The organism is Limnofasciculus baicalensis BBK-W-15, assembly GCF_024178385.1.
In the GTDB taxonomy this organism is placed as follows: Bacteria; Cyanobacteriota; Cyanobacteriia; order Cyanobacteriales; family Coleofasciculaceae; genus Limnofasciculus; species Limnofasciculus baicalensis.
Genome location: NZ_JAMZMM010000045.1, coordinates 1 through 23,965, shown reverse-complemented (window position 1 = coordinate 23,965; position 23,965 = coordinate 1). Strand labels below are relative to the sequence as shown.

29 protein-coding genes and 2 pseudogenes are annotated in these 23,965 nt (G+C 41.5%); 14 read left to right on the top strand and 17 right to left on the bottom strand.

What is annotated here, in order from left to right; all coding sequences use genetic code 11:
• The first annotated feature begins 24 nt into the window (after nucleotides 1-24).
• The 3 genes from NJ959_RS07100 to NJ959_RS07090 all read left to right on the top strand — a co-directional run bounded on the left by NJ959_RS07100 (nucleotide 25) and on the right by NJ959_RS07090 (nucleotide 1,728).
• Nucleotides 25-396, top strand: coding sequence for a hypothetical protein (locus tag NJ959_RS07100; RefSeq protein ID WP_254011055.1), 372 nt, complete (start codon nucleotides 25-27; stop codon nucleotides 394-396).
• A 158-nt stretch (nucleotides 397-554) separates the two neighbouring features.
• Nucleotides 555-1,211, top strand: a complete 657-nt coding sequence (locus tag NJ959_RS07095) for a HEAT repeat domain-containing protein (RefSeq protein WP_254011054.1) — start codon at nucleotides 555-557, stop codon at nucleotides 1,209-1,211.
• Between the two features lie 40 nt (nucleotides 1,212-1,251).
• A complete protein-coding gene (locus NJ959_RS07090; protein ID WP_254011053.1) occupies nucleotides 1,252-1,728 on the top strand; it encodes a DUF29 domain-containing protein in 477 nt (158 codons plus the stop codon).
• A 136-nt stretch (nucleotides 1,729-1,864) separates the two neighbouring features.
• On the opposite strand, the gene NJ959_RS07085 is transcribed toward NJ959_RS07090, so the two are convergent.
• A complete protein-coding gene (locus NJ959_RS07085) occupies nucleotides 1,865-2,710 on the bottom strand; it encodes a pentapeptide repeat-containing protein (protein WP_373693621.1) in 846 nt (281 codons plus the stop codon).
• Nucleotides 2,711-3,003: 293 nt separating this feature from the next.
• On the opposite strand from NJ959_RS07085, the gene NJ959_RS07080 reads away from it, so the two are divergent.
• Nucleotides 3,004-3,453: a hypothetical protein gene (locus NJ959_RS07080; RefSeq protein WP_254011051.1), complete on the top strand. Its 450-nt coding sequence runs from the start codon at nucleotides 3,004-3,006 to the stop codon at nucleotides 3,451-3,453.
• A gap of 34 nt (nucleotides 3,454-3,487) precedes the next feature.
• Here the strand turns inward: NJ959_RS07080 and NJ959_RS07075 are convergent.
• The 6 genes and pseudogenes from NJ959_RS07075 to NJ959_RS07050 form a co-directional block, all read right to left on the bottom strand.
• Nucleotides 3,488-3,889: pseudogene (locus tag NJ959_RS07075) on the bottom strand (type II toxin-antitoxin system VapC family toxin); the annotation flags it as partial.
• Between the two features lie 65 nt (nucleotides 3,890-3,954).
• Nucleotides 3,955-4,164: a hypothetical protein gene (locus NJ959_RS07070; RefSeq protein WP_254011050.1), complete on the bottom strand. Its 210-nt coding sequence runs from the start codon at nucleotides 4,162-4,164 to the stop codon at nucleotides 3,955-3,957.
• Nucleotides 4,165-4,604: 440 nt separating this feature from the next.
• Nucleotides 4,605-5,108 (bottom strand): hypothetical protein, encoded by a 504-nt coding sequence (locus NJ959_RS07065; RefSeq protein ID WP_254011049.1) that lies wholly within the window; start codon nucleotides 5,106-5,108, stop codon nucleotides 4,605-4,607.
• Nucleotides 5,109-5,182: 74 nt separating this feature from the next.
• Nucleotides 5,183-6,349 carry an NACHT domain-containing protein gene (locus NJ959_RS07060; protein ID WP_254011048.1) on the bottom strand — a complete coding sequence of 389 codons (1,167 nt, stop codon included), beginning with the start codon at nucleotides 6,347-6,349 and terminating at the stop codon, nucleotides 5,183-5,185.
• 119 nt (nucleotides 6,350-6,468) lie between these two features.
• Nucleotides 6,469-6,930, bottom strand: a complete 462-nt coding sequence (locus NJ959_RS07055) for a hypothetical protein (protein WP_254011047.1) — start codon at nucleotides 6,928-6,930, stop codon at nucleotides 6,469-6,471.
• A gap of 137 nt (nucleotides 6,931-7,067) precedes the next feature.
• Nucleotides 7,068-7,709: a restriction endonuclease subunit R gene (locus NJ959_RS07050; RefSeq protein WP_254011046.1), complete on the bottom strand. Its 642-nt coding sequence runs from the start codon at nucleotides 7,707-7,709 to the stop codon at nucleotides 7,068-7,070.
• A 270-nt stretch (nucleotides 7,710-7,979) separates the two neighbouring features.
• Between NJ959_RS07050 and NJ959_RS07045 the strand changes: the two genes are divergently transcribed.
• The 10 genes and pseudogenes from NJ959_RS07045 (at nucleotide 7,980) to cpcE (ending at nucleotide 16,198) form a co-directional block, all read left to right on the top strand.
• A complete protein-coding gene (locus tag NJ959_RS07045; RefSeq protein ID WP_254011045.1) occupies nucleotides 7,980-8,567 on the top strand; it encodes a phycobiliprotein lyase in 588 nt (195 codons plus the stop codon).
• Nucleotides 8,568-8,635: 68 nt separating this feature from the next.
• Nucleotides 8,636-8,920: pseudogene (locus NJ959_RS07040) on the top strand (hypothetical protein); the annotation flags it as partial.
• 60 nt (nucleotides 8,921-8,980) lie between these two features.
• On the top strand, nucleotides 8,981-9,715 hold the full coding sequence (locus NJ959_RS07035) for a 15,16-dihydrobiliverdin:ferredoxin oxidoreductase (protein WP_254011043.1): 735 nt from the start codon (nucleotides 8,981-8,983) through the stop codon (nucleotides 9,713-9,715).
• Nucleotides 9,716-9,951: 236 nt separating this feature from the next.
• Nucleotides 9,952-10,710, top strand: a complete 759-nt coding sequence (locus NJ959_RS07030; protein ID WP_254011042.1) for a phycoerythrobilin:ferredoxin oxidoreductase — start codon at nucleotides 9,952-9,954, stop codon at nucleotides 10,708-10,710.
• 296 nt (nucleotides 10,711-11,006) lie between these two features.
• Nucleotides 11,007-11,756, top strand: a complete 750-nt coding sequence (locus NJ959_RS07025; protein WP_254011041.1) for a phycobilisome rod-core linker polypeptide — start codon at nucleotides 11,007-11,009, stop codon at nucleotides 11,754-11,756.
• Between the two features lie 503 nt (nucleotides 11,757-12,259).
• Complete coding sequence (gene cpcB / locus NJ959_RS07020; protein WP_254011040.1) at nucleotides 12,260-12,778, top strand: C-phycocyanin subunit beta; 519 nt, start codon at nucleotides 12,260-12,262, stop codon at nucleotides 12,776-12,778.
• A gap of 104 nt (nucleotides 12,779-12,882) precedes the next feature.
• The gene (gene cpcA, locus NJ959_RS07015) at nucleotides 12,883-13,371 is read left to right on the top strand and encodes a C-phycocyanin subunit alpha (RefSeq protein WP_254011039.1); all 489 of its coding nucleotides are present in this window, start codon (nucleotides 12,883-12,885) and stop codon (nucleotides 13,369-13,371) included.
• Nucleotides 13,372-13,474: 103 nt separating this feature from the next.
• Nucleotides 13,475-14,296 carry a phycobilisome linker polypeptide gene (locus NJ959_RS07010; RefSeq protein ID WP_254011038.1) on the top strand — a complete coding sequence of 274 codons (822 nt, stop codon included), beginning with the start codon at nucleotides 13,475-13,477 and terminating at the stop codon, nucleotides 14,294-14,296.
• A 24-nt stretch (nucleotides 14,297-14,320) separates the two neighbouring features.
• The gene (locus NJ959_RS07005) at nucleotides 14,321-15,196 is read left to right on the top strand and encodes a phycobilisome rod-core linker polypeptide (protein ID WP_254011037.1); all 876 of its coding nucleotides are present in this window, start codon (nucleotides 14,321-14,323) and stop codon (nucleotides 15,194-15,196) included.
• A 138-nt stretch (nucleotides 15,197-15,334) separates the two neighbouring features.
• Nucleotides 15,335-16,198 carry a C-phycocyanin alpha-cysteine-84 phycocyanobilin lyase subunit CpcE gene (cpcE, locus tag NJ959_RS07000; protein WP_254011036.1) on the top strand — a complete coding sequence of 288 codons (864 nt, stop codon included), beginning with the start codon at nucleotides 15,335-15,337 and terminating at the stop codon, nucleotides 16,196-16,198.
• 16 nt (nucleotides 16,199-16,214) lie between these two features.
• Here the strand turns inward: cpcE and NJ959_RS06995 are convergent, their stop codons facing one another.
• From NJ959_RS06995 to NJ959_RS06950, 10 genes are all read right to left on the bottom strand, one after another.
• Nucleotides 16,215-17,993, bottom strand: a complete 1,779-nt coding sequence (locus tag NJ959_RS06995; protein WP_254011035.1) for a YbjN domain-containing protein — start codon at nucleotides 17,991-17,993, stop codon at nucleotides 16,215-16,217.
• A gap of 2 nt (nucleotides 17,994-17,995) precedes the next feature.
• The gene (locus NJ959_RS06990) at nucleotides 17,996-18,172 is read right to left on the bottom strand and encodes a hypothetical protein (RefSeq protein ID WP_254011034.1); all 177 of its coding nucleotides are present in this window, start codon (nucleotides 18,170-18,172) and stop codon (nucleotides 17,996-17,998) included.
• 153 nt (nucleotides 18,173-18,325) lie between these two features.
• Nucleotides 18,326-18,889 carry a 3'-5' exonuclease gene (locus NJ959_RS06985; protein ID WP_254011033.1) on the bottom strand — a complete coding sequence of 188 codons (564 nt, stop codon included), beginning with the start codon at nucleotides 18,887-18,889 and terminating at the stop codon, nucleotides 18,326-18,328.
• A 392-nt stretch (nucleotides 18,890-19,281) separates the two neighbouring features.
• Entirely contained in the window at nucleotides 19,282-20,514 is a 1,233-nt protein-coding gene (locus NJ959_RS06980; RefSeq protein ID WP_254011032.1) for a hypothetical protein, read from the bottom strand.
• 64 nt (nucleotides 20,515-20,578) lie between these two features.
• Nucleotides 20,579-21,058: a HEAT repeat domain-containing protein gene (locus tag NJ959_RS06975; protein WP_254011031.1), complete on the bottom strand. Its 480-nt coding sequence runs from the start codon at nucleotides 21,056-21,058 to the stop codon at nucleotides 20,579-20,581.
• Between the two features lie 270 nt (nucleotides 21,059-21,328).
• Complete coding sequence (locus NJ959_RS06970; RefSeq protein WP_254011030.1) at nucleotides 21,329-21,619, bottom strand: hypothetical protein; 291 nt, start codon at nucleotides 21,617-21,619, stop codon at nucleotides 21,329-21,331.
• An 11-nt stretch (nucleotides 21,620-21,630) separates the two neighbouring features.
• A complete protein-coding gene (locus NJ959_RS06965) occupies nucleotides 21,631-21,942 on the bottom strand; it encodes a hypothetical protein (RefSeq protein WP_254011029.1) in 312 nt (103 codons plus the stop codon).
• Nucleotides 21,939-22,109 (bottom strand): hypothetical protein, encoded by a 171-nt coding sequence (locus tag NJ959_RS06960; protein WP_254011028.1) that lies wholly within the window; start codon nucleotides 22,107-22,109, stop codon nucleotides 21,939-21,941. Before NJ959_RS06960 ends, NJ959_RS06965 begins: the two co-directional genes overlap by 4 nt.
• Nucleotides 22,110-22,168: 59 nt before the next feature.
• Nucleotides 22,169-22,735, bottom strand: a complete 567-nt coding sequence (locus NJ959_RS06955) for a hypothetical protein (protein ID WP_254011027.1) — start codon at nucleotides 22,733-22,735, stop codon at nucleotides 22,169-22,171.
• A 100-nt stretch (nucleotides 22,736-22,835) separates the two neighbouring features.
• Nucleotides 22,836-23,822 (bottom strand): hypothetical protein, encoded by a 987-nt coding sequence (locus NJ959_RS06950; protein ID WP_254011026.1) that lies wholly within the window; start codon nucleotides 23,820-23,822, stop codon nucleotides 22,836-22,838.
• Between the last annotated feature and the right edge of the window lie 143 nt (nucleotides 23,823-23,965).

Below are 23,965 nucleotides of genomic sequence, written 5' to 3'. Positions count from 1 at the left end.
CACCAATAGCGGGACTTAACTTCCATGAACTCTAACAATCTCGTAGAATTATTACAAACTGGCTTTCGTGTCTCCTTGGGAGCAACGGCATCCCTCGTCGAAATCCTGCAAGACTCTCAAAAACGAGAAGAAAACCTTTCACAAATCAGATCAGATCTCAGTCAAAAGGTGACTGAATGGGCGCAAAAAGGGGAAACAACTGAGCAAGAGGCTCGAAATTTTATTGATCAGATGTTGCAGCGACAAGGGAATTCAGGAAATCCAGGGGCAACAGAAACACCAAGAGATACCCCAACTCCTGCTGCTTCTCAGAATACGCAACAGGAGATTGAGGAATTGACAGCACAAATTGCGGCTATCCGCACCGAATTGGAGCAGATGCGGGACTCTCAGTAGATACATCGAAGAAATAAACTATCGCCTAGGGCGTGTTTAGAAATCCTGGAGAGGGTGAAGCATTTGGACTGTATATATAGCGTTTTCAACATAAATTATCGCCCTTATGCTTCACCCCTACTTATATATGGAAAGTTCAATTTTTTTGGAGAAGTATAATGGACATCTATCAAATCGAGACTACCCTGAAAAGTGCAGATTCTAAGGATCGCCTTAAAGCGATCGCAGCACTAAAAGAATACAATTCAGAAGTAGCGGTTCCTCTACTGACTAGCCAATTACAAGAGCGAGATTTTTTGGTGCGATCTTTTGTGGCGATGGGATTGGGTAAGCAGCAGACAGCAGAATCTTTTGCGGCTTTGCTCCAATTGATGAAATTCGATCGAGATCCCAATGTACGAGCTGAAGCCGCCAATTCCCTATCTCTATTTGGTAAAGTAGCTGCGTCTCATTTAGTTATGGCATTTCACCAAGACGATCAATGGCTGGTACGCCGTAGTATTTTAGCAGCTTTGATGGAATTACCTTGTCCTGAAGAAATCTTTGATGTTTGTGTTTGTGGGTTAGTTGGGGAAGATTTCTCAGTGCGGGAAGCGGTAATTGATGGATTTGCTAGTCTCGCTAATTCTACTAAACATAGTGAAGCATTGCAGCAAATTCTCGCCCTTAAAAATGAAGAAGAATGGCGTATTCGGCTGCGAGTCGCTCGTGGGTTGAAAGGATTTGAAGAATCTGAAGCGAAAATAGCGTTAAGTGAGTTGAGAAATGATGCGGATCATCGAGTTGTAGGAGCAGCATTGGAAGGTGTAGTGTAAGCTATTTTAGCCCCATTCACTGCTAATAATTCGTTCTGTCATGACAATAGGTAATTTAGATGAAGTACAGCTTATGAGTGTTACTGATTTAAAAAAAATCTATGAACTTGATGATGCGCAATGGCTAGAAGAAACAGTTGAATTGCTTAAAAATCGCCAATTCCTAGAGCTAGATTTAGAGAATTTAATTGAGGAGCTAGAGGATTTGGGTAAGGAAAAGAAGAATAGTGTAGCTAGCCTTTTAGAACAGATCGTCCGTCATTTATTATTACTTCAATATTGGACGAATGAATCAGAATATAATGACGTTCATTGGCAAGGAGAAATCTATAGCTTTAGAATTCAATTGAAAAGAAAACTTACAACTAATCTTCGCAATTATTTAGATTCAGAATTACATTCTATCTATAAAGATGCGTTGGGATTTGTGAAAATTAAGACTAAAAATTCTGTCAGTTTTCCCTCAGAATGCCCTTACTCACTTGCTCAATTGCTTGATATCGAGTGGTTGCGATAAAAAGTTTGACCCCTCCCCCAACCCCTCCCCTAAGAGGAGAGGGGAGCAAGATTTTGGCTCCCCCTTCCCTTTCTCCCTCTTCCCTTTCTCCCCCTTCCCTTGCAGGGAAGGGGGCTGGGGGGTTAGGTTTTTCGAGCTAGCAACTTAAACTTTCCCTCGTAGTGCGGCGAGTAAAGGAATTAAAAGTATCCAATTCCATCATCGGATGCCCCAATAAAATTCCTCTCATCTCCTCACTTAACCCCATCACTTGACCAAAATCAGCCCCAGCAATACTCTGAATATTATTAAATTCAGCCCCAGTTAAATCCGCAGCCCGAAAGTCTACATCTTGTAACTCCGCCCCATTAAATCGGGCATTCTGTAAGTAAGCACCAGTCAAAAATGCTCGTCGCAAATTCGCACCACTAAAACTCGCCCCAGCTAAATTAGCCCCTGTTAAATCTGCACCACTGAGATATGCGCCTAAAAAGTTAGCCTTTTGTAAATCCGCCCCTCGCAAATGAGCGGTATTCAGAAATGCGCCATTTAAACTCGCACCGGGACCAACTCCTCCTGAACTTTTGTAGGGATAATCTTCCGGCCAAATAGTATAACTATCGTAACGAGATAATTGCAATTTAGCATCAGTTAAATTTGCTCCTTTGAGATTCGCCCCTTGTAAATCTCCTCGGTTTAAATATGCACCCTGCAAATTCGCCCCAGTTAAATCAGTATTACTTAAGTCAGCCCCCCGCAAATCAACGCCACTGAGATTAATATTCTGTAATATAGCGCCGCTCAAATTAGCTCTGGTTAAGATAGCTTTACTGAGATTACCTTGACTGAGGTTAGCGCCGCTGAAATTGACTTGATACAAATCGACTCCACTCAAATCTATACCCTGTAAGTTAGCGCCTGCGAGGGATGATCCGGCTTGGAGGGCTTTGGAAATTTCGGCTGGGGAAGGGATTAGGGCTGGTGAATCGGAATTTGCGATCATGTTACACTCCTTGGAATACCGATGACAGGAATTGATCTGGTAAATTTTTGGATCTTTTTTTTCGGAAAGAAGAACGATCGCGATCAGATCGCGATCGTTCTTCTTTGTCAGATAATTAATCACCCTACCACTGTCAAGGTAAATCATGTTAAAAAAGACAAAACTGATCGGATTGTTAAGCTTGACTGCATGTTTATTCTCAGCAGGTATTGTTGCACCAGCCTTATCTCAATCTCAGGAGTATCCAACTCAAGTAGAAACAAGTTCTTCTGTAACGTGGGAACTAAAATCCTGTGAAAAAAAAACCGAATAATGTTGTTAGTTGTAATTTTTCTCTGAGTAGTAGTCAAGATTTACAATATGCTCTAGGTGTGAATGGTGTCAATAAGATAGTAGATCCTGGTGGCAATGAATATTCTGCAAGTAAAACTCAAGTCGGGAAGAGAATCGCCGGGTCCGGTATTCAATTGACTTTTCAGATGGCAAAGAATGCAAATTACGCAACCACTATCGATTACGCCGAAGTGCCTGTTTCAGTTTCTCAAATAATTTTATTGGAAATTGGTACTGGTGGTCGGTCTGTAAAATTTCGGAATGTTCCTATTATTAATCCTGACGGTTCATTTACTGTAATTCCTAATCTGCCTAATTCGGATAACTCTTCTGGACAACCCCAAACACCAAATAATTCTAATAATAGAGGTAGACTTTGCTTACCTATTATAGGTTGTGTGATTAAATAAGTGCGATTGGTTAATTTATTAGTGCGCTCCCTGATTACTCATTGCCAGCTAAAACCGACGGTGGACCAACAATGGTAATGCCATCAGACTGAAATACCCGCCAATCTCCAATATCATAGGTGTAAACCTGGTTAACCTCTGCAACTAAAGCAGTAGCAGCGTGCCGAGCATCGTGAATCCGACGAGCTGTTAGCCGATGATTGGCAGCAATTTCCAGCATTTTGATGCTAGCTGCCAAATTCGTTGGCAAAACTACAATTTGAGATGGATCTTTTACCAGAAGACTAACAGCATGACTAGCAACCTCTGGTATCTGAGGTGGTTGAGCGCCACTCCAAGTTAAAGCAGCATATACTTCACTTAAGACACCAACAGAGGTACAAGCAGCAAGTTCACCCTTTCTTGCCCCTTCAACGATTTGACGCGCTTCGGCATGGCGTGGATCGCCACTTTATAAAGCACCAATAAAAATTCCGGCATCCAAAAAGACTAGAGCCATTGTTAATACTCGTAAATAGCATCTTTCCAACCCGACGGCACATACCCAGCCAATATCGGTAAAGTCGCGAGTTTAGGCTTAACCTGTACGACTAGCGACTCACCATTAGGAAATTGTACTGCGATCGCTGATTGTTGTTGCAGCAGGGTTAAAAACTCCTCTATGGAAATATTTTTTATGCTATCTAGCGCCAGATTTTGTACATGCGTCATTGAATTTTCCTTTTGACTATTTTACAGTAACTTTTTCTATCTTATTAGAGCCTTGTTTCAATTAGCAAGTCAATTAACCAATGAATAACATTAGGTTGGGGAACGAAACCCAACCTACTTACTTCTGGCATAAAGCTTCTCTAAACAACAGTATAAGGTTATTTTAGCAGAGCTAAGGGATCAAAGCATCGAGACAAACGATAGAATAGCGATCGCATCAAAAATATTCACAAGTTTTACAATAAAATACCCCTCCTGCCTTACCAGGGAGGGGTGAGACGGAAAATTTGAGGTTGACTCATAACCTGCACCAATCTCAACAAAGCTTTTAATGTAGGGTGGGCATTCCCCTGGAGAACTGGAAAAGCTAATGATTACATTAGTGGGGACTGCCCACCCTACGGTTATTGCAACTGGTGTAAGTTATCAGGTTGACTTACTTAATGGTGCAGCACTAACTTCAGAGGTTTTTTACTCCCTACAGATAGTTTCGACTGGGTTTTTGAGCGATTATTTTGGTTATCCTTGTCGTTTGTTGACTTGATTGTGCTGTAAGCTGTCCCACCTGCTGCAGTTGTCGCTCCAACCGCAACACCTATAGTTTGAACAGCATTTTTTGTTTGTCCTTTATCATGGAGACTGTCTAAATTGATAGACTCCTGTAGAGGGGGAAGAGTGCCCTTTACAGATTCAGTTCCTATCTTTCTCAAGATAGTGCCAGTCTTCTTTTGACCTAATAGTATTTCTTCTTCATGGTTGATATTAGTAAATTCCTTCTGAATATTTGCCTTCCGAAACCAGTTGGGAATAGATTCAGTCAAACTGATTATTTTTTTGCTGCTCTCGACTAGCAATTTGACTTGAGTGGAAGCCCCGGCTGGCGTTGAACTGCCCACCACTAATATTGTTGCCAAAATAGCTAGGAAGTACTGGGATCTTTTCATCTGGATGATTCCTTGTTGCTGGATATTTTTTTTGAATAAATTTACCCTGACCTTAAATTTGTTAAATCTAGCTCTTACTGCCATTCTAACATAAAAATATCTAGTAATTTTTCTCTGAAAAATTCTTTTTGATTGCGTATTTTCAATTTTTTAGCTAACCAAATGAGCCAACGAATGGTATCCTCCTTTCTAGGTGTTTTTCCTTTATGGTCAGGATGATTCTTCTCAGGAGGATCATTTAGCTGGGTGTGGATGTACTGATTAAATAAATAAGGTTGAAGTTTTTCAGATGAGTTGAACTGCTTCAGTTTATCAGCCGAAAGTACGGGATAGACTTTAATGGCAATATTTAACATTAGGGGAGTACAAAGTAGTTCTAATAGATGTCCGTGCTGTTTGATAAGTTCCCATAGATTTTCACGGTCAATATTTTTAAGGTAATTCTGTATTTGCTGAACTGTTAATTCTTGCAACTCAATGGCTTGGAACAACTTTATGCGAGAATCGTAGTTATCTTTAATTAAGTTTTTGTATTCCTCAATACCACAACATACTACTAATTTTCCTGGTCGGTTGTCTTCTTCTTCCAAAAGCTTATTAATTGCTAGAACACAATCCTTTTGATATTCAGGTTTTACCTCATCCAGTCCATCTAATAGTGGCAATAGTTTCCCTTGGGCAAACCACTTTTCAAATCTTTCCTTTGTCAACCCATATTCCTTATTAAGTTGCACTACTAACCACTGACGCATGGATCGCTTATCTTTTTTCCAGGAAGACAAATTCACTAGCACCGGAAGTAGATTTTTTTTATCTTTCCTTGCTTCCTTAATCAACTCTTGAGTAAGTTCATATAAAGTAGTAGTTTTGCCAGAACCAGGATCGCCAACAATGAGCAATTTTCCATCAGCATTATCTTTGAAGATATCGATGATATTGGGATTTGTAATTGGTTTCGCCACAACCTTATAGTGATACACTAAATCTTCGTGCAGATTCTTTTTTAATATAATCAGTTTATCTCGGTAGGAAGATTTATCCCATCCTTTCTTAACTAGTTCAGCCTCCACTGCATTCAATAGCTTTGGCTGATCGTCCCTTAACTTTAGCTGATCGTCCCTATCTGATAAACATGGTAACTTTATAATTATATTTATCTTCTTTATAATTATCTTACCTATAACAGAATTTTGGATAAAAATCCCAATTTTTCCTATAGATTCCGCTATCTTATTGATCATATTGTAAGCTCGATCGATCCTCAATCAGTTCTTGTTGCAAGCCATTAGCCTGGAACTTAAGTTCCGGACTAATAGCTTAAGTCGGTTAAAGTAGTATCGTGGTAAAAGGTATCCTCAAATTACAGGTGGACAGTAATAGTGCCGATAGTAGATCCCTGATTAAAAACGCCAATTTTTCCTATTGTGTCTGCTATCTTTGCCGGATTCTGATGACGTTGATATTTTACCGCTTTTATCAAATCGTTTACCGCTTTATTGAGATTGTCATTTCTCTCTTGTGCTTCTTCTACCTTAGCCGCCAAACCTGTCAAAGCCGCTTTTATCTCTGAATCCTCTTTAGCAGCTAATTCCACCATTCCTACCAAAATGGCTTCACGACAATCCTCTCTTGAAGGAAAAGCTACTTTTTCAGCCACCGCTTCTATTGCAGTTGCTTGCTCAGGAGATTTGTGTTTAATTAAGTTCATCACTTGGTTGCCTTGCTCAAAAGCTTTCGTTACAATGATTTCACCTGTCTTTTCAAAGGTTTTATTTACCAGGAGAGTAGCAAGAGCGATCGCGCCAGCAGTTAATGGTTCCATATACTTAGGTTAGAATGCTGAATTTACGGGATAATTCATCTTCCATAACTCGCCCAACCATAACAGGAAATTTATTATTAGAAGAATAATACAAAGCTACAGATGGAAGATCTCAAGGAAGGATACCGAAAATTTATTTATACTTCACACCACCCAATTACAATTTCACACAGACGCTTCAAAATCCTGAGAACATCATACAACTCATTTCCCGGATTGCGAGTAACAAACACCCTCGACAACCCATAGTTCGGTATTTTCCCTTTCACCAATTTAATAAATACAAAACTCCCACCCGTAGTTATCGCACCAAAAATCGGTCTATCTGAATTAGGACTACCTAACATATAAGCCAAAATTTGCGCCAATCCTTCCTCAATCGAAAATGCCGCTTTTTTTGATTCAATTACCATCACCCAAAATTGATCTCTCAACACCAATGTATCAATTTTGCCTTTAATAAGGACTCCCTTATCTTCCTCAGCAATATCAAGAGACTGTTCCGATTTAACATAAAAAGGAGCCAGATAAAAATCACCGATAAACAGAATCGGATCGAGAACCGCCATCCGCACTCCATCTTCTAGGAGTGGTGGATAATTCAACAAATTCAGATAACCTGCTTTGACTTTATCCAACAGTTGTTTATCTAAATCAGTAATTTCTGGTAAATCCGTTTGCCATTCTGGGAAAAACTGATCGTCTTCAACCAGTTGAATACAGAAGATATCGATTAAGTAACGTAAATCTATATCTTTTGCTTGAATAGTTTGTACCATAATCCGATTATTCCTCTCTTCTTTGCGTACCTTTGCCCATTCCTTTGCGTACCTTTGCGTTTAAAAAAAGACTGTGTTCCTTGCAACTGACAACCCCTATACTTTCGACTGATTTACGAAACTTTTTCTTGGATAATTTCAACCTCGCGCCATACAGATAGGTTAGCATATAGTAAAATATGTTAGTTATTCGCAAATCCGATCCAGACAAAACTTAACCACTTCGAGGTATCCTAAAACTTAACCCCCCAGCCAAGATACCCCAAACCGATGGCACATCTACAACCCCCCATGACAATGATGGACTTCTTTCGCAAAAGCGAAGGAATCTGGTTTACCCAAAGAGCTGTTCATCACTTTGACTTAACAGCCGATGAGTCAGGAGAATCCAATCTATTCGTAACAGTAATCGAAAAAGATGACCCCAGAGTCGAAAAAGTCTGCGCCCAACAAGGAATCGATCCCGCAAATGCTACAGGAGGCGCTACCTTTCACTGGCAACCTGTTCTCGATTTTAGCGAACCAAACCCTAACTACGCCGCAGTGCTAATTGATATTCCTAATCGCGATAATAATAGTAGAGGGAAAATGATTCGCGATCGCGGTTATGTGGAAGGTATTCCTGTTGTCAGTCGCTATGATTTTGCCCCGGATGGAGTCTTGACAATTGAGACAGATTATGATAACAATCAGGGACAAGAACGCTGCTGGTTTATTACTGATGATTTCCGCGTGCGTGTTAGTAATGTGCGGATGATGAATGGGGTTAACCTAATTGCCTATTGTTCCGAGCGTCGTTGCGTCACTCCCGAAATGTTAGCCCAAATGACTCAGCAGAATCTAGCTAGAGCTTTTTAGATATTAGATAGATTTGTATTCCAAATCCCACTTTAATAGTTGCTAGTCTTGCCAAAATTCGCTTTCCATCATCTCCACTTTCTAATAGAGGGATTGAATTAATAACAGTCAATCCTGCCTATTCTAGTATGATTGGTTTAGTCAAATATCTGAGGCTGTATGGCTTGGCTAGTGACACGGGGGCAGCCCTAGCGATTGCCCGTCGTGGGATGAGATTAAGTGAAAAGATACCAGGCTCCTTAACCGCCTTTGTTGATGTGAAGTCAACTAAGCACGTCTGGAGCCTGTGGAGTCAACACTCCCCACTCCCCACTCCCCATGTTAAGGATTATTTCTTTGTTTCTCGGAAATGAGACAGCCACTCTGACCCCACTTTATCCTCAGAGAGAGTTATAGTATGCGAGCGACGATCTATGTATCAACCTTTCCGGGAGTATCTAGAACAAGAACTATTTCGGCGGTTTGATTTGCAAAGTCAACCGATTCCTCCAGGATTGGAACGTCAGGTTAGCGATCGCGGTAAACATCAAGCAACGATTCAGAGTTGGTGCTACCAATGCCCCGAATTCCGCAAAATCCGCTATACCTATATTGATGGCGGCGAAGCCTCTCAAGTTTTTAACAGTGTTATTTATCCCAGTCCCTGTTACGATTTGCCTCTGTTAGGTATCGATCTATTATCTTTTGGCAAAAAGAAAATTTTAGTGGTTCTCGATTTTCAGCCCTTATTTAGGGATGAAGCATATCAGAAAAAATACATTGAGCCAATGCGGGAACTCCACGATAATTACCCGGATTTGGCTCAAGGTTTAGAAATGAAGTTTTACGATGCTAATCAATATTTTTCTAAGTATTTAATATTTGCCAAAACTGATGCCGAGACGGTAGAAAATCGCCTATTTCCAGCTTTCAGAGATTACTTGAACTTGTACTGGGGACTCCTAGATCGAGCTGAACCTCTAACCGATCCTGAAGAGATCCGGCGGATTGTTAAAGCGCAAAAAGATTACGATCAATACAGTGCAGATCGAGATCCCGCCTCTGGTTTATTCAGCAGTTATTTCGGTCACGAATGGGCTGAAAAATTCCTCTACGAATTTCTCTTTGCAGATGCAAGCCCCTTGGCTGTTAGTCAAAGCAAAAGATAACTAATAACCCAAGTTGCTAGTTACAACCCAATCGGTTGCTAAAACAGGACTTACGCAAAGCCTCCATCTGTAGGGTGCGTTATGCAATGCTTTCGCACCATCCACAGTATCAGTAGCGTCGCTGCGTAAGTCCTGTAAAATTGCTAATGGCTAATTGTAAATTGTGAAAGTTTTTGACTCTACCATTAGCGATTAACCATTAGCGATTAGCCATTAGCCATTAGCCATTAACTCCGATGACTCTTTATCAACCATTTCTAGATTACGCGATCGCATATCTCCAAGAGCGATTAGACATTCAACCCTATCCCATCCCCACCGGGTTTGAACGGAAGGAAGCCATCACTGGAAAAGGAAAGCATCAGGAAGTCGTAGTTACCACTAGTTACGGGTTTCAATCTCACAAACTCCGTCAAATTCGTGCGGCTCATGTTCAAGGGGGAAATTCGCTACAGGTTTTGAATTTTGTGATTTTCCCCCACCTCAAATACGACTTACCTTTTTTTGGTGCTGACTTAGTTACTTTGCCAGGGGGACACCTAATTGCCCTGGATATGCAGCCACTCTTCCGGGACAATCTTACTTACCAAGAGAAATATACCCAGCCTATTTTGCCAATTTTTCAATCCTATCAGAAGTATTTACCTTGGGGCGGCGATTTTCCCGAAGAGGCAAAACCCTTCTTTTCCCCAGCATTTCTGTGGACTCGTCCAAAAGAAACAGAAGTTGTGGAAAATCACGTATTTGCAGCATTCAAAGATTATCTCCAAGCTTACCTCGATTTTGTCGATCGGGCACAACCTGTCACCGATTCGCATTATCTAGCAGATATTCAGGAAGCTCAGTTATCCTATCTACACTATCGTGCCGAGAAAGATCCTGCTCGTGGCATGTTTAGGCGCTTTTATGGTGAGGAATGGACGGAGGAATATATCCACGGCTTTTTGTTTGATTTGGAAAGAAAACTAGCAGAAGTTAGCTTAGTACAACAATAGTATCAATAGGACTTATCCAACGTTTTTATTCGTAGGGTGCGTTATGCCAGAGCTAACGCACCATTACCGCTATATGTTATCTAGATCTATTCTCCACCCATGCTTTTGCACCTAATTATTAAGAAATATTACCAATTGTTAGCTTAGGTTACGAAACATAGACTTAGATCGCCAAATTCCCTAGTCTGAGTTTTAGGTGTTTGAGTAAACATACCTATAAGACCAAAATCGGTGGTGGTTTTGAGAAAACCTTAACCCATCGCTGCAACCTGTAATGTCCGGAGGTTTAACCAAAAGTGACCATTCCTTTATTAAGCTACTCTCCTTCCAGCCAAAATCACCGCGTAGCGGGATATGAAATACCGGGGGATGAGCAACCCAGAATTTACACTACCGAAAACGTGCTATCGGGGCAGGAAATGGGCGATTTGATTCAAGCAGCCTATCGCCAGATTTTCAATGAACAACAACTCCTGAAAAGTAATCGCCAAACAGCGCTAGAATCTCAGTTGAGATTTGGTCAGATTACAGTCCGGGATTTCATCCGGGGACTGGTAATGTCTGATACGTTTTGGCGGCGTAATTACGCAGTTAACAACAACTATCGGTTTGTTCAGATGTGCGTGCAGCGCATCCTGGGGCGCGACGTTTACAACGATCGCGAAAAGCTAGCTTTGTCAATTGTCCTCGCTACCAAAGGGTTATCCGGATTTATTGATGCTTTGCTCAATAGTCAGGAGTACCTAACCAATTTTGGCTATGATACAGTTCCCTATCAGCGGCGGCGGATTTTGCATCAGCGCACCGAAGGGGAGTTACCCTTTGCCCGGATGCCACGTTATGGCGCAGATTACCTGGTCCAATTGGAGCAAATCGGTTATTTCAAAAACAAACCCCGCAAGGAATACCTGTGGGATTGGCAGAAGCCCCCTTATACCAAGGAAGCTCGACTGGTGGGATCTGCAATCGCCAAAATTGGCGGCGTGTTATTAGCTGCTCTAGTCATCTCCATCGCCTTATCTGCTTGGGGGATTATTTCTCTGTAGTTGATCGGGACTAGGGACTAGGGACTAGGGATTAGGGACTAGGGGGACAAAAAAAATTTCCCCTTGTCCCCCTTGTCCCCCTTGTCCCCCTTGTCCTCTAACCTCTAATGGGGGAGCCAATCGGCTTAACCCCCAGATTTTGTCGTGTTTGAAATCTCTAGTTGGAAAACTTAATAAAATGTAATAAATAATGACGCAACATCATTGTATAAAAGTTAGCGAAGGGTAAAAACGACAGGCAAAGGTTAGCCAGACAAAAGGTTAACTGGCGTTGCTCGGACTCTCATAATAGACGGTAGGTTTTCTAAGATTTCAGAAAAGTCTCCTATGTTACCAAAAACAGTAGAGCAGGCGGAATTCCGGAGAAAACTGAACGGACATGAGGTGAGATCGCTGTCGAAAGCCCAAGACCCAGCAACCCAACGGGGCTGCTAAAGTAGATGAGACTGGCTATAAGTCAGTCGAAAACCAAAACTCAACCAAGCTAAGGAGAAACTGAGTTCATGTTCGACGCATTCACTAAGGTAGTGGCTCAAGCCGATACCCAAGGCACAATGGTTTCTGACTCCCAGTTAGATGCTCTAAGCGCAATGGTTGGCGATGGCAACAAGCGGATTGATGCAGTTAACCGGATCACAGGTAGCTCATCTGCGATCGTAGCAGCAGCAGCTCGCTCTCTATTTGCCGATCAGCCCCAATTGATTGCTCCTGGTGGAAACGCATACACCAACCGTCGTATGGCAGCTTGCTTACGCGATATGGAAATCATCCTGCGCTATGTCACCTACGCAACATTTGCTGGCGATGCTAGTGTCCTGAACGATCGCTGCCTGAACGGTTTGCGTGAAACCTATGTTGCTTTAGGTGTTCCTGGATCTTCCGTTGCTGCTGGTGTCCGCAAGATGAAAGATGCCGCGATCGCAATCGCTAACGATCCCAATGGCATCACCCGTGGTGATTGCAGCGCTTTGATGTCTGAAATCGGAAGCTACTTCGACTTGGCTGCTAACGCAGTTGGCTAAACAACTTGAATGATTCTATTGGTGAAGTGTAAACTTCATCCCCAATGGCATCCAATGACAACAAATTTGAAAAATTGCCAAAACATTAAGGAGATACCTAAACAATGAAGACCCCGCTTACCGAAGCCGTCGCCGCAGCCGATTCTCAAGGTCGCTTCCTCAGCAGCACCGAACTCCAAATCGCTTTCGGTCGCTTACGCCAAGCCAACTCTGGCTTACAAGCTGCTAAAGCTCTGAATGCCAAGGCTCAAAGCCTGATCGACGGTGCAGCTAATGCAGTGTACAGCAAGTTCCCATACACCACCTCCATGACAGGCCCAAACTATGCTTCTACCCCCACAGGTAAGGCAAAGTGCGCCCGTGACATCGGCTACTACCTCCGCATGGTTACCTACTGCTTAGTTGCAGGTGGAACCGGACCAATGGATGAGTATCTAGTAGCTGGACTAGCTGAAATCAACAGCACCTACGAACTGTCTCCTAGCTGGTACGTTGAAGCCCTCAAGTACATCAAAGCTAACCACGGTTTAAGTGGCGACGGAGCATCTGAAGCCAACTCTTATCTCGACTATGCAATCAACGCCCTAAGCTAGAGCGTCGGTTTTGCCCGGAAAGGCAAGCAGTTGTTAGCAAAAGGGTTAGCAATTGTTTGCTTCTCCGGGCATTGTTTTTTCGGTAATTCTGAGAGATGTAAATATGGCAAGCTTATTGACAGCAAGTCGGTTGGGAATTGCTGCTGTGGCAGAACCAACGCAGGTGGAACTGCGCCAAAATGCAACAGAAGAAGATTTTCAGGTTGTAATCAGATCTGCTTATCGTCAGGTGTTTGGCAACGCTCACCTGATGGATGGAGATCGGTTAACTGTTGCTGAATCTCAGTTGCGTCGGGGAGAAATTACGGTACGGGATTTTGTCAGATCCTTGGGCCAGTCAGAAACCTATCGAAAGAAGTTTTTCCACTCTAACTCACAAAATAGATTTGTTGAGTTGAATTTTAAACACTTTTTAGGTAGAGCGCCTCAGTCTCAGTCAGAGATTTCCGAGCATATCCAACTATACGCTCAAGGGGGATATGAAGCAGAGATTAACTCCTACGTTGACTCAGCCGAGTATCAAGCAAACTTTGGCGATGCGATCGTTCCCTATTATATAGGGTTCCAAAGTAAAGCCAACCAAACAATGGCAGGATTCACCCGTATATTTCAATTGTACGGTGGATATTCTAACAGCGATCGCACTCAAGCTGATGGCAAAAAGTCAAAGCTAGTGCGGGAAATCGCCTGGAATACTTCCTCAGCTATCCACGCAGACCAAAATGGAGTGGCTATTCCTGGAACCACTGGTGGTTCTCGCGGACAGCTTTATCGCGTAGAAGTGATCCAAGCCCCGAAAACAATACCAATGGCTCGCATCCGCCGCAGCCAAATGGAGTATCTGGTACCTTACGAGCAGTTGTCTCGGAAATTGCAGCAAATCAATCTTATGGGCGGGAAAGTCACAAAGATAGTGGCGGCTTAAGAATTTTAATCAGGAGAAATTTAAGTGGCTATTACGACAGCAGCATCCCGATTGGGGACATCCGCGTTTAGTAACGCCTCTCCAGTGGAATTGCGCCCGAATTACACAGAATCAGACGTGCAAGCGGTGATTAACGCCGTTTACCGTCACATTTTGGGCAACGATCATATCATGGCATCCGAACGCCTCACGAGTGCTGAGTCACTCTTGCGGAACGGATACATTAGCGTGCGAGAATTTGTCCGCTCTGTTGCTAAATCAGAACTTTACAAAAATAAGTTTTTTTACGGCAACTTTCAAACCCGCACCATTGAGCTGAATTACAAGCATCTGCTGGGCCGCGCTCCCTATGATGAGTCAGAAATCTGCACCCACCTGGATCTTTACGAAAATAAGGGATACGATGCCGACATCGACTCCTACATTAATAGTGAAGAGTATCAGGAAAACTTTGGGGATTATGTCGTTCCCTACTATCGCGGTTTTTCCACCCAACGGGGACAAAAAACTGTAGGGTTTACCCGGATGTTCCGCCTCTATCGCGGTTATGCCAATAGCGATTCCTCTCAACTAGAAGGTAGCGTTCCTCGCCTCGCTACCGAATTGGGTCAAAATTCAGCATCTGCTATTGTTGGACCTTCTGGTGCTAATGATGGCTGGGGTTACCGTGCTTCCGCACAAAGAGTTACTCCCAATAATGCGTTGGGTGGACAATTGGCTTTTGGTTCCAAGGGTAAAGTCTACCGCGTCGAAGTGTCAGGGATGAGCGCACCTGGATATCCTAGCATTCGTCGTAGCAGCAAAGCTTTCTTGGTTCCCTACGAAGAGCTATCTAATAAACTACAGCAAATTAACCGTCTCGGCGGGAAAGTTGCCAGCATCACACCTGCTAGCCTGTAGAGGTGAGAGGTAAGAGGTGAGGGGTTAGGGGTGAAAAGTTTTTAAGTTCTCCTCTAACCTCTAGTCTCTTACCTCTAATTAATTTTTGAATTGTTTTTAAGTTATCCTCTAACCTCTAATTAATTTTTGAATTGTTAAATGCAGTCTAGGATAGAGCAGAATATTGAAGTTGAATATGGAAATGGCGAGTCTCTAACTATAGCGCAGGCGATCGCAAATATCCAAGGAGAAGATCAAGGACTTCGCTATTATGCAGCGTGGTGGTTGGGTAAGTTCCGAGTCAATACACCAGAGGCAATTAGAGCTTTGATTGCCGCCCTAGATGATGAGGATAACCAAACTCCAGATGGTGGATATCCCTTACGACGAAATGCAGCAGTAGCACTGGGGAAATTAGGAGATATTAGTGCAGTACCAGGATTGATTCGCTCTTTAGACTGCTCGGATTTTTACGTGCGGGAAAAAGCGGCAGAGTCATTAGGTATGTTAGGGATTTCCCTTAAGGAAAATCCAGCTTTACGTGTCTGTATTCCCAAGCTGATGGAGCTATTAGAAGGTGGATTAACAGCCGCCCAACCCATAGCGGGATCTCCCCACTTAGCTCAACCTTACGGTGCGGTGATGGAAGGATTAGGCTCTTTGGGTGCTACGGAAGCAATTCCCCTAATTGAACCATTCTTAGATCATCCTACGGAATTGGTACAGTATTCAGCAGCACGGGCGATGTATCAGCTTACCCAAAAGCCGATATATGGCGATCGCTTAATCAAAGCTTTGAGTGGAGATAAACTACAATTACGGCGAGCAGTACTTTCCGATTTAGGAGCGATTGGCTATTTACCAGCAGCAGATGCGATCGCACAGACTTTAGCAGAAAATAGTTTAAAGATAATTTCCCTTAAAGGACTTTTAGAATATCAGGTCAAAAATACCTCGTCAGAGTCTCCTCATCTCTCTGAGGCTGCTATTCATATAATGACATTAATGGATGATTTACTGTAGTCCTTTATTTCATTTCTTACTTATTTTTCGCCACTGCCAAATGCTCTCGGATCTCTCGTATTTCCATTAACATCTCTATTTCTTCTTGAACATCTATGTAATTCTCAGCTATTTGTTGCACTCGTTGTTTGGCCTCATCTCTCATTTTTTCCCATTCTGGAATAGTTTTACCAAAGTTTTCCTCCCCACTCGTTTGGATTAACAATTGTTCTATTTGTAGTTGGATTAAATTATATAATTCTGAATAGCGCCAGATGAACCGGATTTGTTTCGCATCAAATTGAGAAGTTTCAAAAATTTTATACGCTTGTTCAAATATTGCCTCTCCATCTTCACCTAATCTAGTTTTTAACCCAGTTTTTAGTTGTTCTCGTTTGGATTGAGCTGTTTGTTTGTCCCGTTTTTGCTTTAACTCCATAACTTTTTCAAATTGTGCTATTTCTTCTTTGGTTAATCGGCAGAATATGTCGGATTCAGTTAGGAGTTTTGGGGCTGGGGGCTGAGATGAGGTTGGGGCAGATTCTTTTGTCTCATCAGAAATTACCAAAGGTTGATTATCAATCAAATCTTCTCCTGGAGAAGAATTAGAGGGTTGTGGCGATAAGTCAATTTCTTCTATCTGGCGAATCGCTTTGGCTGACGAAATCTCTCCGGAAATGACAGATATAATCCCAGGTAGATATCTATCCATTGTCAATACATTAGGATAAACTAATTGTTTGAATGTTTCTGAAGTGAGTCGGTTTTCCTTGACACTCATACTGGTTTTGTAGCGAATTTCTCCGGTGTCAAAATTTAATTCAAAATTGCCAATAATTGTGCCATAGTTAGCTCTAGCAATTAATTCTCCCAATATCCGACGTTTGGGTTTGGGCACGTTGACTGGGCAAATAGAATAAAAGACAAATTGCTGTTGTTTTTCTCTAGCTTTAGCGTAGCAATCCCATGTGCCATTTTCTCCCGCGAAAGCTAACTGTAAGGTTGATTCACCTGGAATTTGCTGGAATTGCCAATTTTGGGCTTGGAAGAAATTAATTGTGGCGGTGAAAATATTTGCTTCTTCAGTAACTTCTTCTGTTATCTCGGAGATACTTTCAGTTAATTCGGCAAAGGCATTGGTTATTTCATCAACAGTTTCATCAACTAGCTTTTCAGTTATTTCTGAGAAACTATCAGTCAATTCTTCAATAGCACGAGTCATTTCCTCAAGTGCTTCAGCCATGACATCTTGAGAAATTACTGAGGTATTAGTATCAGCCCAACCTTGGGCAAACTTAGCCATTGCATCAGAAATTAGTTCGCTGGAAATGCCATCGGAGGTAATAGCAGAAGGCTGGAGATAATGCCATAGAGTGCGGTAGCCCGTTTCACCTGTTTCTAGTTGCTGTTTTACTTGCAATCCATACCAACTATAAGTAGATAGTAGGGGATTATTAGGTTGTTGTTGGTTAATTTTCTGGAGGTAATCTGATATTTGATGAATGGTTGTGGCATTTTCTGTTAGTTGTGGGAATAAACTGGGATCTAAACTTGCTTCGATTTCGATGTCGGGTGAGGGTTGAAATGAGCCGTTAGACAGGGGAGTACGAATTTCTGGTTTGAGGTTTAATAGGGCTTTTGTGTCGATTTGTTGGTATGTTTTTGGGTTAATTTTGTAGGTGAGACGGCATTCGATGATTTTGTTATTTTGTTTGGTTAGTGTCAGGTTGACTACAGGGATAGTTAGGGTAATTTCTGTGTCGTTGTGTAGTGTTAGTTGGGTATTTAGGGGATAATTTTCAGTTTTTGTTGTCATGGTTATAATGTTATAGAAATGCGATATGATAATGCCACAGGATTGCGATCGCGCTTTATACCAAGTTGCGCTTCATAATTTAATCTAGGATAGATGGCAGTAGCAATCAGCAGCAGGCAAGATGCCTGCTCTACGAGAGACTCGAACTTGGTATTAGGTAGGATTAACTCCGATCGCATAATCCATAAGTAACTAGATTTACCTGATAAATAATCGGGTAGGATCGGTTAATTCCCAGCCCTTATTAACAATCCGTAAAACTGCTTCACGTAGTATTATATAGCCAGGAGATTCTGGTTGTGTCCACAAAGACCAGTGAATGGATCTACTTCTCAGTCCATCCTGTGGTTTTTCTTCAGAAGTGCTTCAAAGACTTTTGCTAGCTCGATTGCATCCTCTCCAGCGTGGTGAGTGTGCAGCAACTCATTAATTCCAAGTTCGTACTTGATCTTCCCCTTGTGAGTCTCTACCCATTCACATCCGTTCATTCCCATCCAGTAACTCCGTAGATCAATTCCCGATCCAGTCTGACCGAACGGACTCTTCCCTGTAAAATTTATGAAATACCAATGAATAAACATTCCATCCCACACTGCTGGTGCTGCCAGAAATACAGGACGACCAATCTTCCGCAAGCCATTTAGCCAGCGTGCGGCGGCAGTCATTGCTTCTTCAGGAGTAGGTGCTTCTTGTAGCAAGCGATCGCGATCTATACCTGAGACGGCGAGGGCTTCAGGAATAAATTTGTCAGAGATTGGTCGCAGTTCAGTATAGAAGCAAAGCTCTGGCTTGCCTACAACCGCCATACCAAATGAAATCATGCTATATGGTCCAGGAATTGGACCATCTGCTTCAACGTCAGTGGCAATGTAGAGTTCGGGGAGCTTCTTCGACATACGGTTCGTGCGCTCTTAATTATTGTTTATTGTAGAGGCACTGGAGATGAGATTATAATTTCTCAATTTGGGAGTGATATTTTTGATAACTTTCATCATTAACAATATCTGGCAAAAATAGTAGACAAGTCTGGACGGAGGTCGAAACAAGCCTCATGTCCTTGAACTTTGATGATAAATTGTCCATGATAAAGCGAAAGAAAATAGCGTAGAGAGTTAAATATTTTACTGGCATCTACCATTTCAAAAAAATAACTCTATTCGGTTAACTTTTTCCACCAGTAAGATATCGCAAAAGATTGATTCATAGAATTCTACATTAGACTCGAACTTGCGATAATACCAAGTCGCCTTAAAACAAGTAACTTGCCGCAACTTGGTATTAGGTAAGATTAATCATCATGGGTTTGGCGACAGGTACAGGATACCGCACACTCATCACACCAAAATCCATAAAGAATTCCCTCAAATTCTAACTTACCAAAAGGAGTCATGCCACTGTCTATACTGACTAAAAATCGCATTCCTTTGCCACAGATTGGGCAACGGGGAAACCGTTCAAATCGGATTAGACGGGGATAGCCTCCCACTTGATGATTAGAGTATCCAGAAACGGCTGAACTTCCACAACCATATTTTAAGGGATACTCTTCTAGTTTTAAGGCTAATTCACCGGGAATTAAATCTACACCTACTTCCCCATCAGTCATCGGTGTCATAATTCCTCTTATCCCATTTTCTTTAAACTGAACATAGATATAGCCTGGCGGATGACTACCTTCATACCAAAAGAAACTGGGATTATATTTACTTTTGATATCTAAATCCAATTGGGTAACATCCAAGGTGAGAATGCGATTAGCTGGTATATCTGTGACGGGACATTTGGGAACCGGATGAGGAAATTTTCCTCCCATCTGATGAGGACTTTCATCGCGAGATACAACATAGCCACGATAATTTTTGAAATAAATTGAAGCTAATCGCGTATCTGGAAATACCGCTGAATTCTCGATATATGCGTAGATATCTCCCAGGTTTTCTTTTGGCACTGTCCTTGCTAAAGTGAATAGTGCATTCAAAGCTTTTTCCGTGCGAATCCATCCCAATGATTTTAAAATATCTGGGTTTTGATCCTGACGATATTGACTGACTAAATCGTCAACCCAACTATCTGGCGCTCCAGGAAGTAATACTTCCGAGATCCGTTTATCTGTAATCAGTGAAGCAAATTTATGTAGTCTTTCTGGAAAATAGATAGCAACCTCGAAGAGGATGCTACGCATATCTGGTGCTGAAGGATTTTTAAAATATTCGTCGATTAATCGGTCAATCACAGCATCAGGCATATCCTCGATCAAATTCACCGCAGCAATCATTAAATCTTGTCGATGGTTCAAAATATGTTCAACAATCTGACATTTTTCCCTTTGGAGATTAGGCAAAAGTGCTAGATAGTTTGCTGGATAGGTTGCCGCCGCAGGATTGTCAGTATTGAGGATAAAGTTAATAACTTCTGAAACTCCTCTGTCTGGGAAAGAATTGAGGATTTCCGTTGTTTTTTCGACTTTTTCATCGACTGTGAGTGATGAGTGGATCAGAATATCTGCGATCGCATAATCCATAAGTAAATATATCTATTCTCAAATGTAAATAAATATCTTGAATTCATTCTTCATCAAATAGAGCCTAAAGTTCTTTTAGTAGTTCCACCTTATCTTCAGATGCTTGCTCAATAGCGACTTTGACTTTATGCTGACATTCATTCCATACATTTGGCTCGATTTCTCCTTCAATATTCTCAACGATCAAAAATGCTTCTCTACTCACTTCAAACCCACCGGAAATAACGAGTTCAACTAGGAGGGGCAGAATTTCAGTACAATCAAAGGCAGATAGAGCGTAAATAAGCGTGCCTCGATGATGTAATGTTTTAACATCTGTGAGGAGATTTGCGATCGCTTTTACGGCTCTTTCATCACCAATATCTCGTAGTGCTAGGGCTATTTGGTCACGTATAGTATGATTAGATGTCTTTTCGAGCAAATCGATGAGGTATGGTGTTGTTGAATAATCTCCCAAGTCTACTGCTTCTTGAATACCAGAGATTATCCTTGACTCATCCTCAGATTTAAGTTGGTGAATCATAGCTTTAAATATCAGATTCATATTAATTTTTCAATAAAATCTGTCTAACTTCAATTTTGTCACTACTCCCGTTCCAAACTAACTCACTATATTCAGATTCACCATAAGCTTTTTTTTCTATCCATTCCTTAATTGTACGATTCCCATTGATTGAAATACAAAATGTGTGTGTTGGATCTAAAAATAGCTCGTCTTTAAGACCAATGTTAAATTTCGCACACTTAACTATTCCTTCCTCTATATTGCCTATTTGCTTCCTTCCCTGTCCTTTGATTTCGGACGATCCCGACGTTATTCATACACTTGAAAGCGTTCTTTTCCAATTACAATTACGGTATCAGTCGGCACATTAAACTCTTTAAGAATACTTCTGATCGGTTCTAAAAAATCAGTTGCACTTCCTTCATATATGTCTATATCTATATTAGAACCTGATATTCCAGAACCACCTCCTGTCACTTCACCCTTATCTCCTAAAATTTCGTCGAGATCATCTTCTATTGCGCTTCTGCCAATATTTAGCCTGGAGTAGAAGTAAATAAAAATAAACTGTTCCTGGTCTTCACTGCTTTCTACCATCATCTGATCCTCTCTTATTTTGAATCTAAATCCTCAAGAAATTTTTTCATTTTAGTTATAGATTTGTCACGACGCGATTTCCGTCCCATATCTAGTGCTTCTTCTTTATTAGTGAGTTTTGCTCCCTGTTTTTCATAAGCTTGCTTGAAGAATTCTTCGGCTCCAGCATTTGCAGCTTTGTTACTCTGAGTATCGATTATCTCGGGTTTTACATCTGGAGAATAGTGGTCATGTCCTCTACTAATTCTCCTATCCAAAGCTTGTTGGGGTGTTCCCTTATAACTTGCTTTTCCTACATATACAACGTTGTCATCAGCATCTTTCAAAACATAGGTAATGTAACTGTTAATTCGGCAGATAATTCCGGTGAAAGTTCCATGTTATTTTCAACGGCATCAACCCCGACATTTTCTTCTGTCCAAGGTGCGGTAGGTAATTCACTAGATTCACCCATTTGCCCGGTACTACCACCCACTGCACCTGGAGGGTTCACTCCAGCTTGAGCTAATTCTGCGGGTGATAAAGGTTGATCGAGATTACCTCGATCGTGCCTTAGTCCATTAAAACAGTACAGCCCGGAAAAATTATGTGCCTTACCAGTGCCGAACCTTCTTTGTAAGGCCAAGGTGGAGGAGCGCCAGGAACTATTTCAGCCGCTTCAGCAGGTGGTAACCATATCCAGCCATTTTCTTCAAGCTTCTGTTGTACTTGCTCAAATAAAGACTCTTCTGCACTATCCTGAAAAGTTGCTTCACTAGAAATAGTTTCTTCTAGATTGGGTGGAAAATATCGGGACCAGTATATACAGGTAAACCGACTGACAAACGATATCAGCAAGTGCAAAAAGCTGGTAGAGCGCTCTTCATCAACTAGTTGTTCAAGCAAATCAATCGTTTTTCCGTAGAGTGGGACATCTAATTTGAGGTCAACAGGCAATAGTAAGTGATAAAAGCCAAATTCTTCTATGGGAGGCTCCCACGATATATTACGTCCTGTCAATTGCTCGAGAGTCTCAACTAACCGTGTAACTTCTTGATTTTGTCTTTGGTAGTAACTTTCATCGCTTGGAAATTCGCCTGCTAAAAACTGACTCACTTCTATCTGTACAATGTCAGCCATATATTTTTTCCGTAGAAAGGTATTTAACTGAGAGGGAAGTGAGGGATAAGTGACTCAGAATATCTGCGATCGCATAATCCATAAGTACACACATCTATTTCTAACTAGAACTTCTTAAATCGCACAAAGCTAATGCCCACTTCCAACCAAGTTCGCTGTATATCTTTTTCAGGGCATTGAAGGAAATATTATTATTGTAGTTACCCATGTAATGGCACAAGTCACAAAGTCTCTTAGCTCCTTCTACTAAATTTCCATCCTGATATGGTTCTCCAGTAAACAGCACCCGTTCCTTGTCATCAGTAATATTCAGATAGCCTATGGCTTCCTCTGAAAAAGCTTCGGGTACAATCTGAAGTAGGGCGCGACCCATTTCGTAGTACTTTTCTATATCTGTGCTGTAAGCTGTATGATGAAAGCACTTAAGAGATTTGACTAACATCTGTGCTGCTTGCTCATAATTTTTAAATTTGTAATATGATTCCGCAGCGTCTGTGTATAGTACCATGCAACCTGGTTCTGCGGCTATTCCTTCTTGCAGAATCTTGAATTTATTTTGAACATCATCTTCAAATAAAGCGCTTTCATGATATAAAAAAGGAGATTTACCAAAAATTTTACTAGCAACTTCTTCAGATTCTTCACTAATAAAATCACCGTAACTTCCTGGTTGATAGAAGTCTTTACAAAATATACGGTTTGCTAACGAAACGGATGCTTCAAAAGATGGTAGAGAGTCCCCCTCGTTGACATAACCTTCGTAAGTTGCTAAACATCTGAAGATGTAATGATCTAGGGATAATCCAACCTCTATCATCGCGCTTTCATCCAAGGCTCGAATGATAGCAAAACGCTTAGAAGCTATATCTGATGGGCGTAGGTGAATGCCAATTTCAAATCCAGACTCACTTCCAATAGGAAAAAAGTATATGGGCATCCAGGGCTGAATATGCGCTACACAATCGTCAAAGCTATCATAGAATGTTACATTTCCCACGGATGACCCCGCTAATTTGTCTAGTGCCTGTAAATCAGAGGAGTCAGATTGAAAGCCAATTTGATGACGAAGGAATTCACTTATATACATATTGGATAATATATCTTAAAAATATCTCAAAACTATTCTTTTAAAATATCTCAATTGAAACTCCTCTGTCTGGGAAAGAATTGAGGACTTCCGTTGTTTTTTCGACTTTTTCATCGACTGTGAGTGATGAGTGGATCAGAATA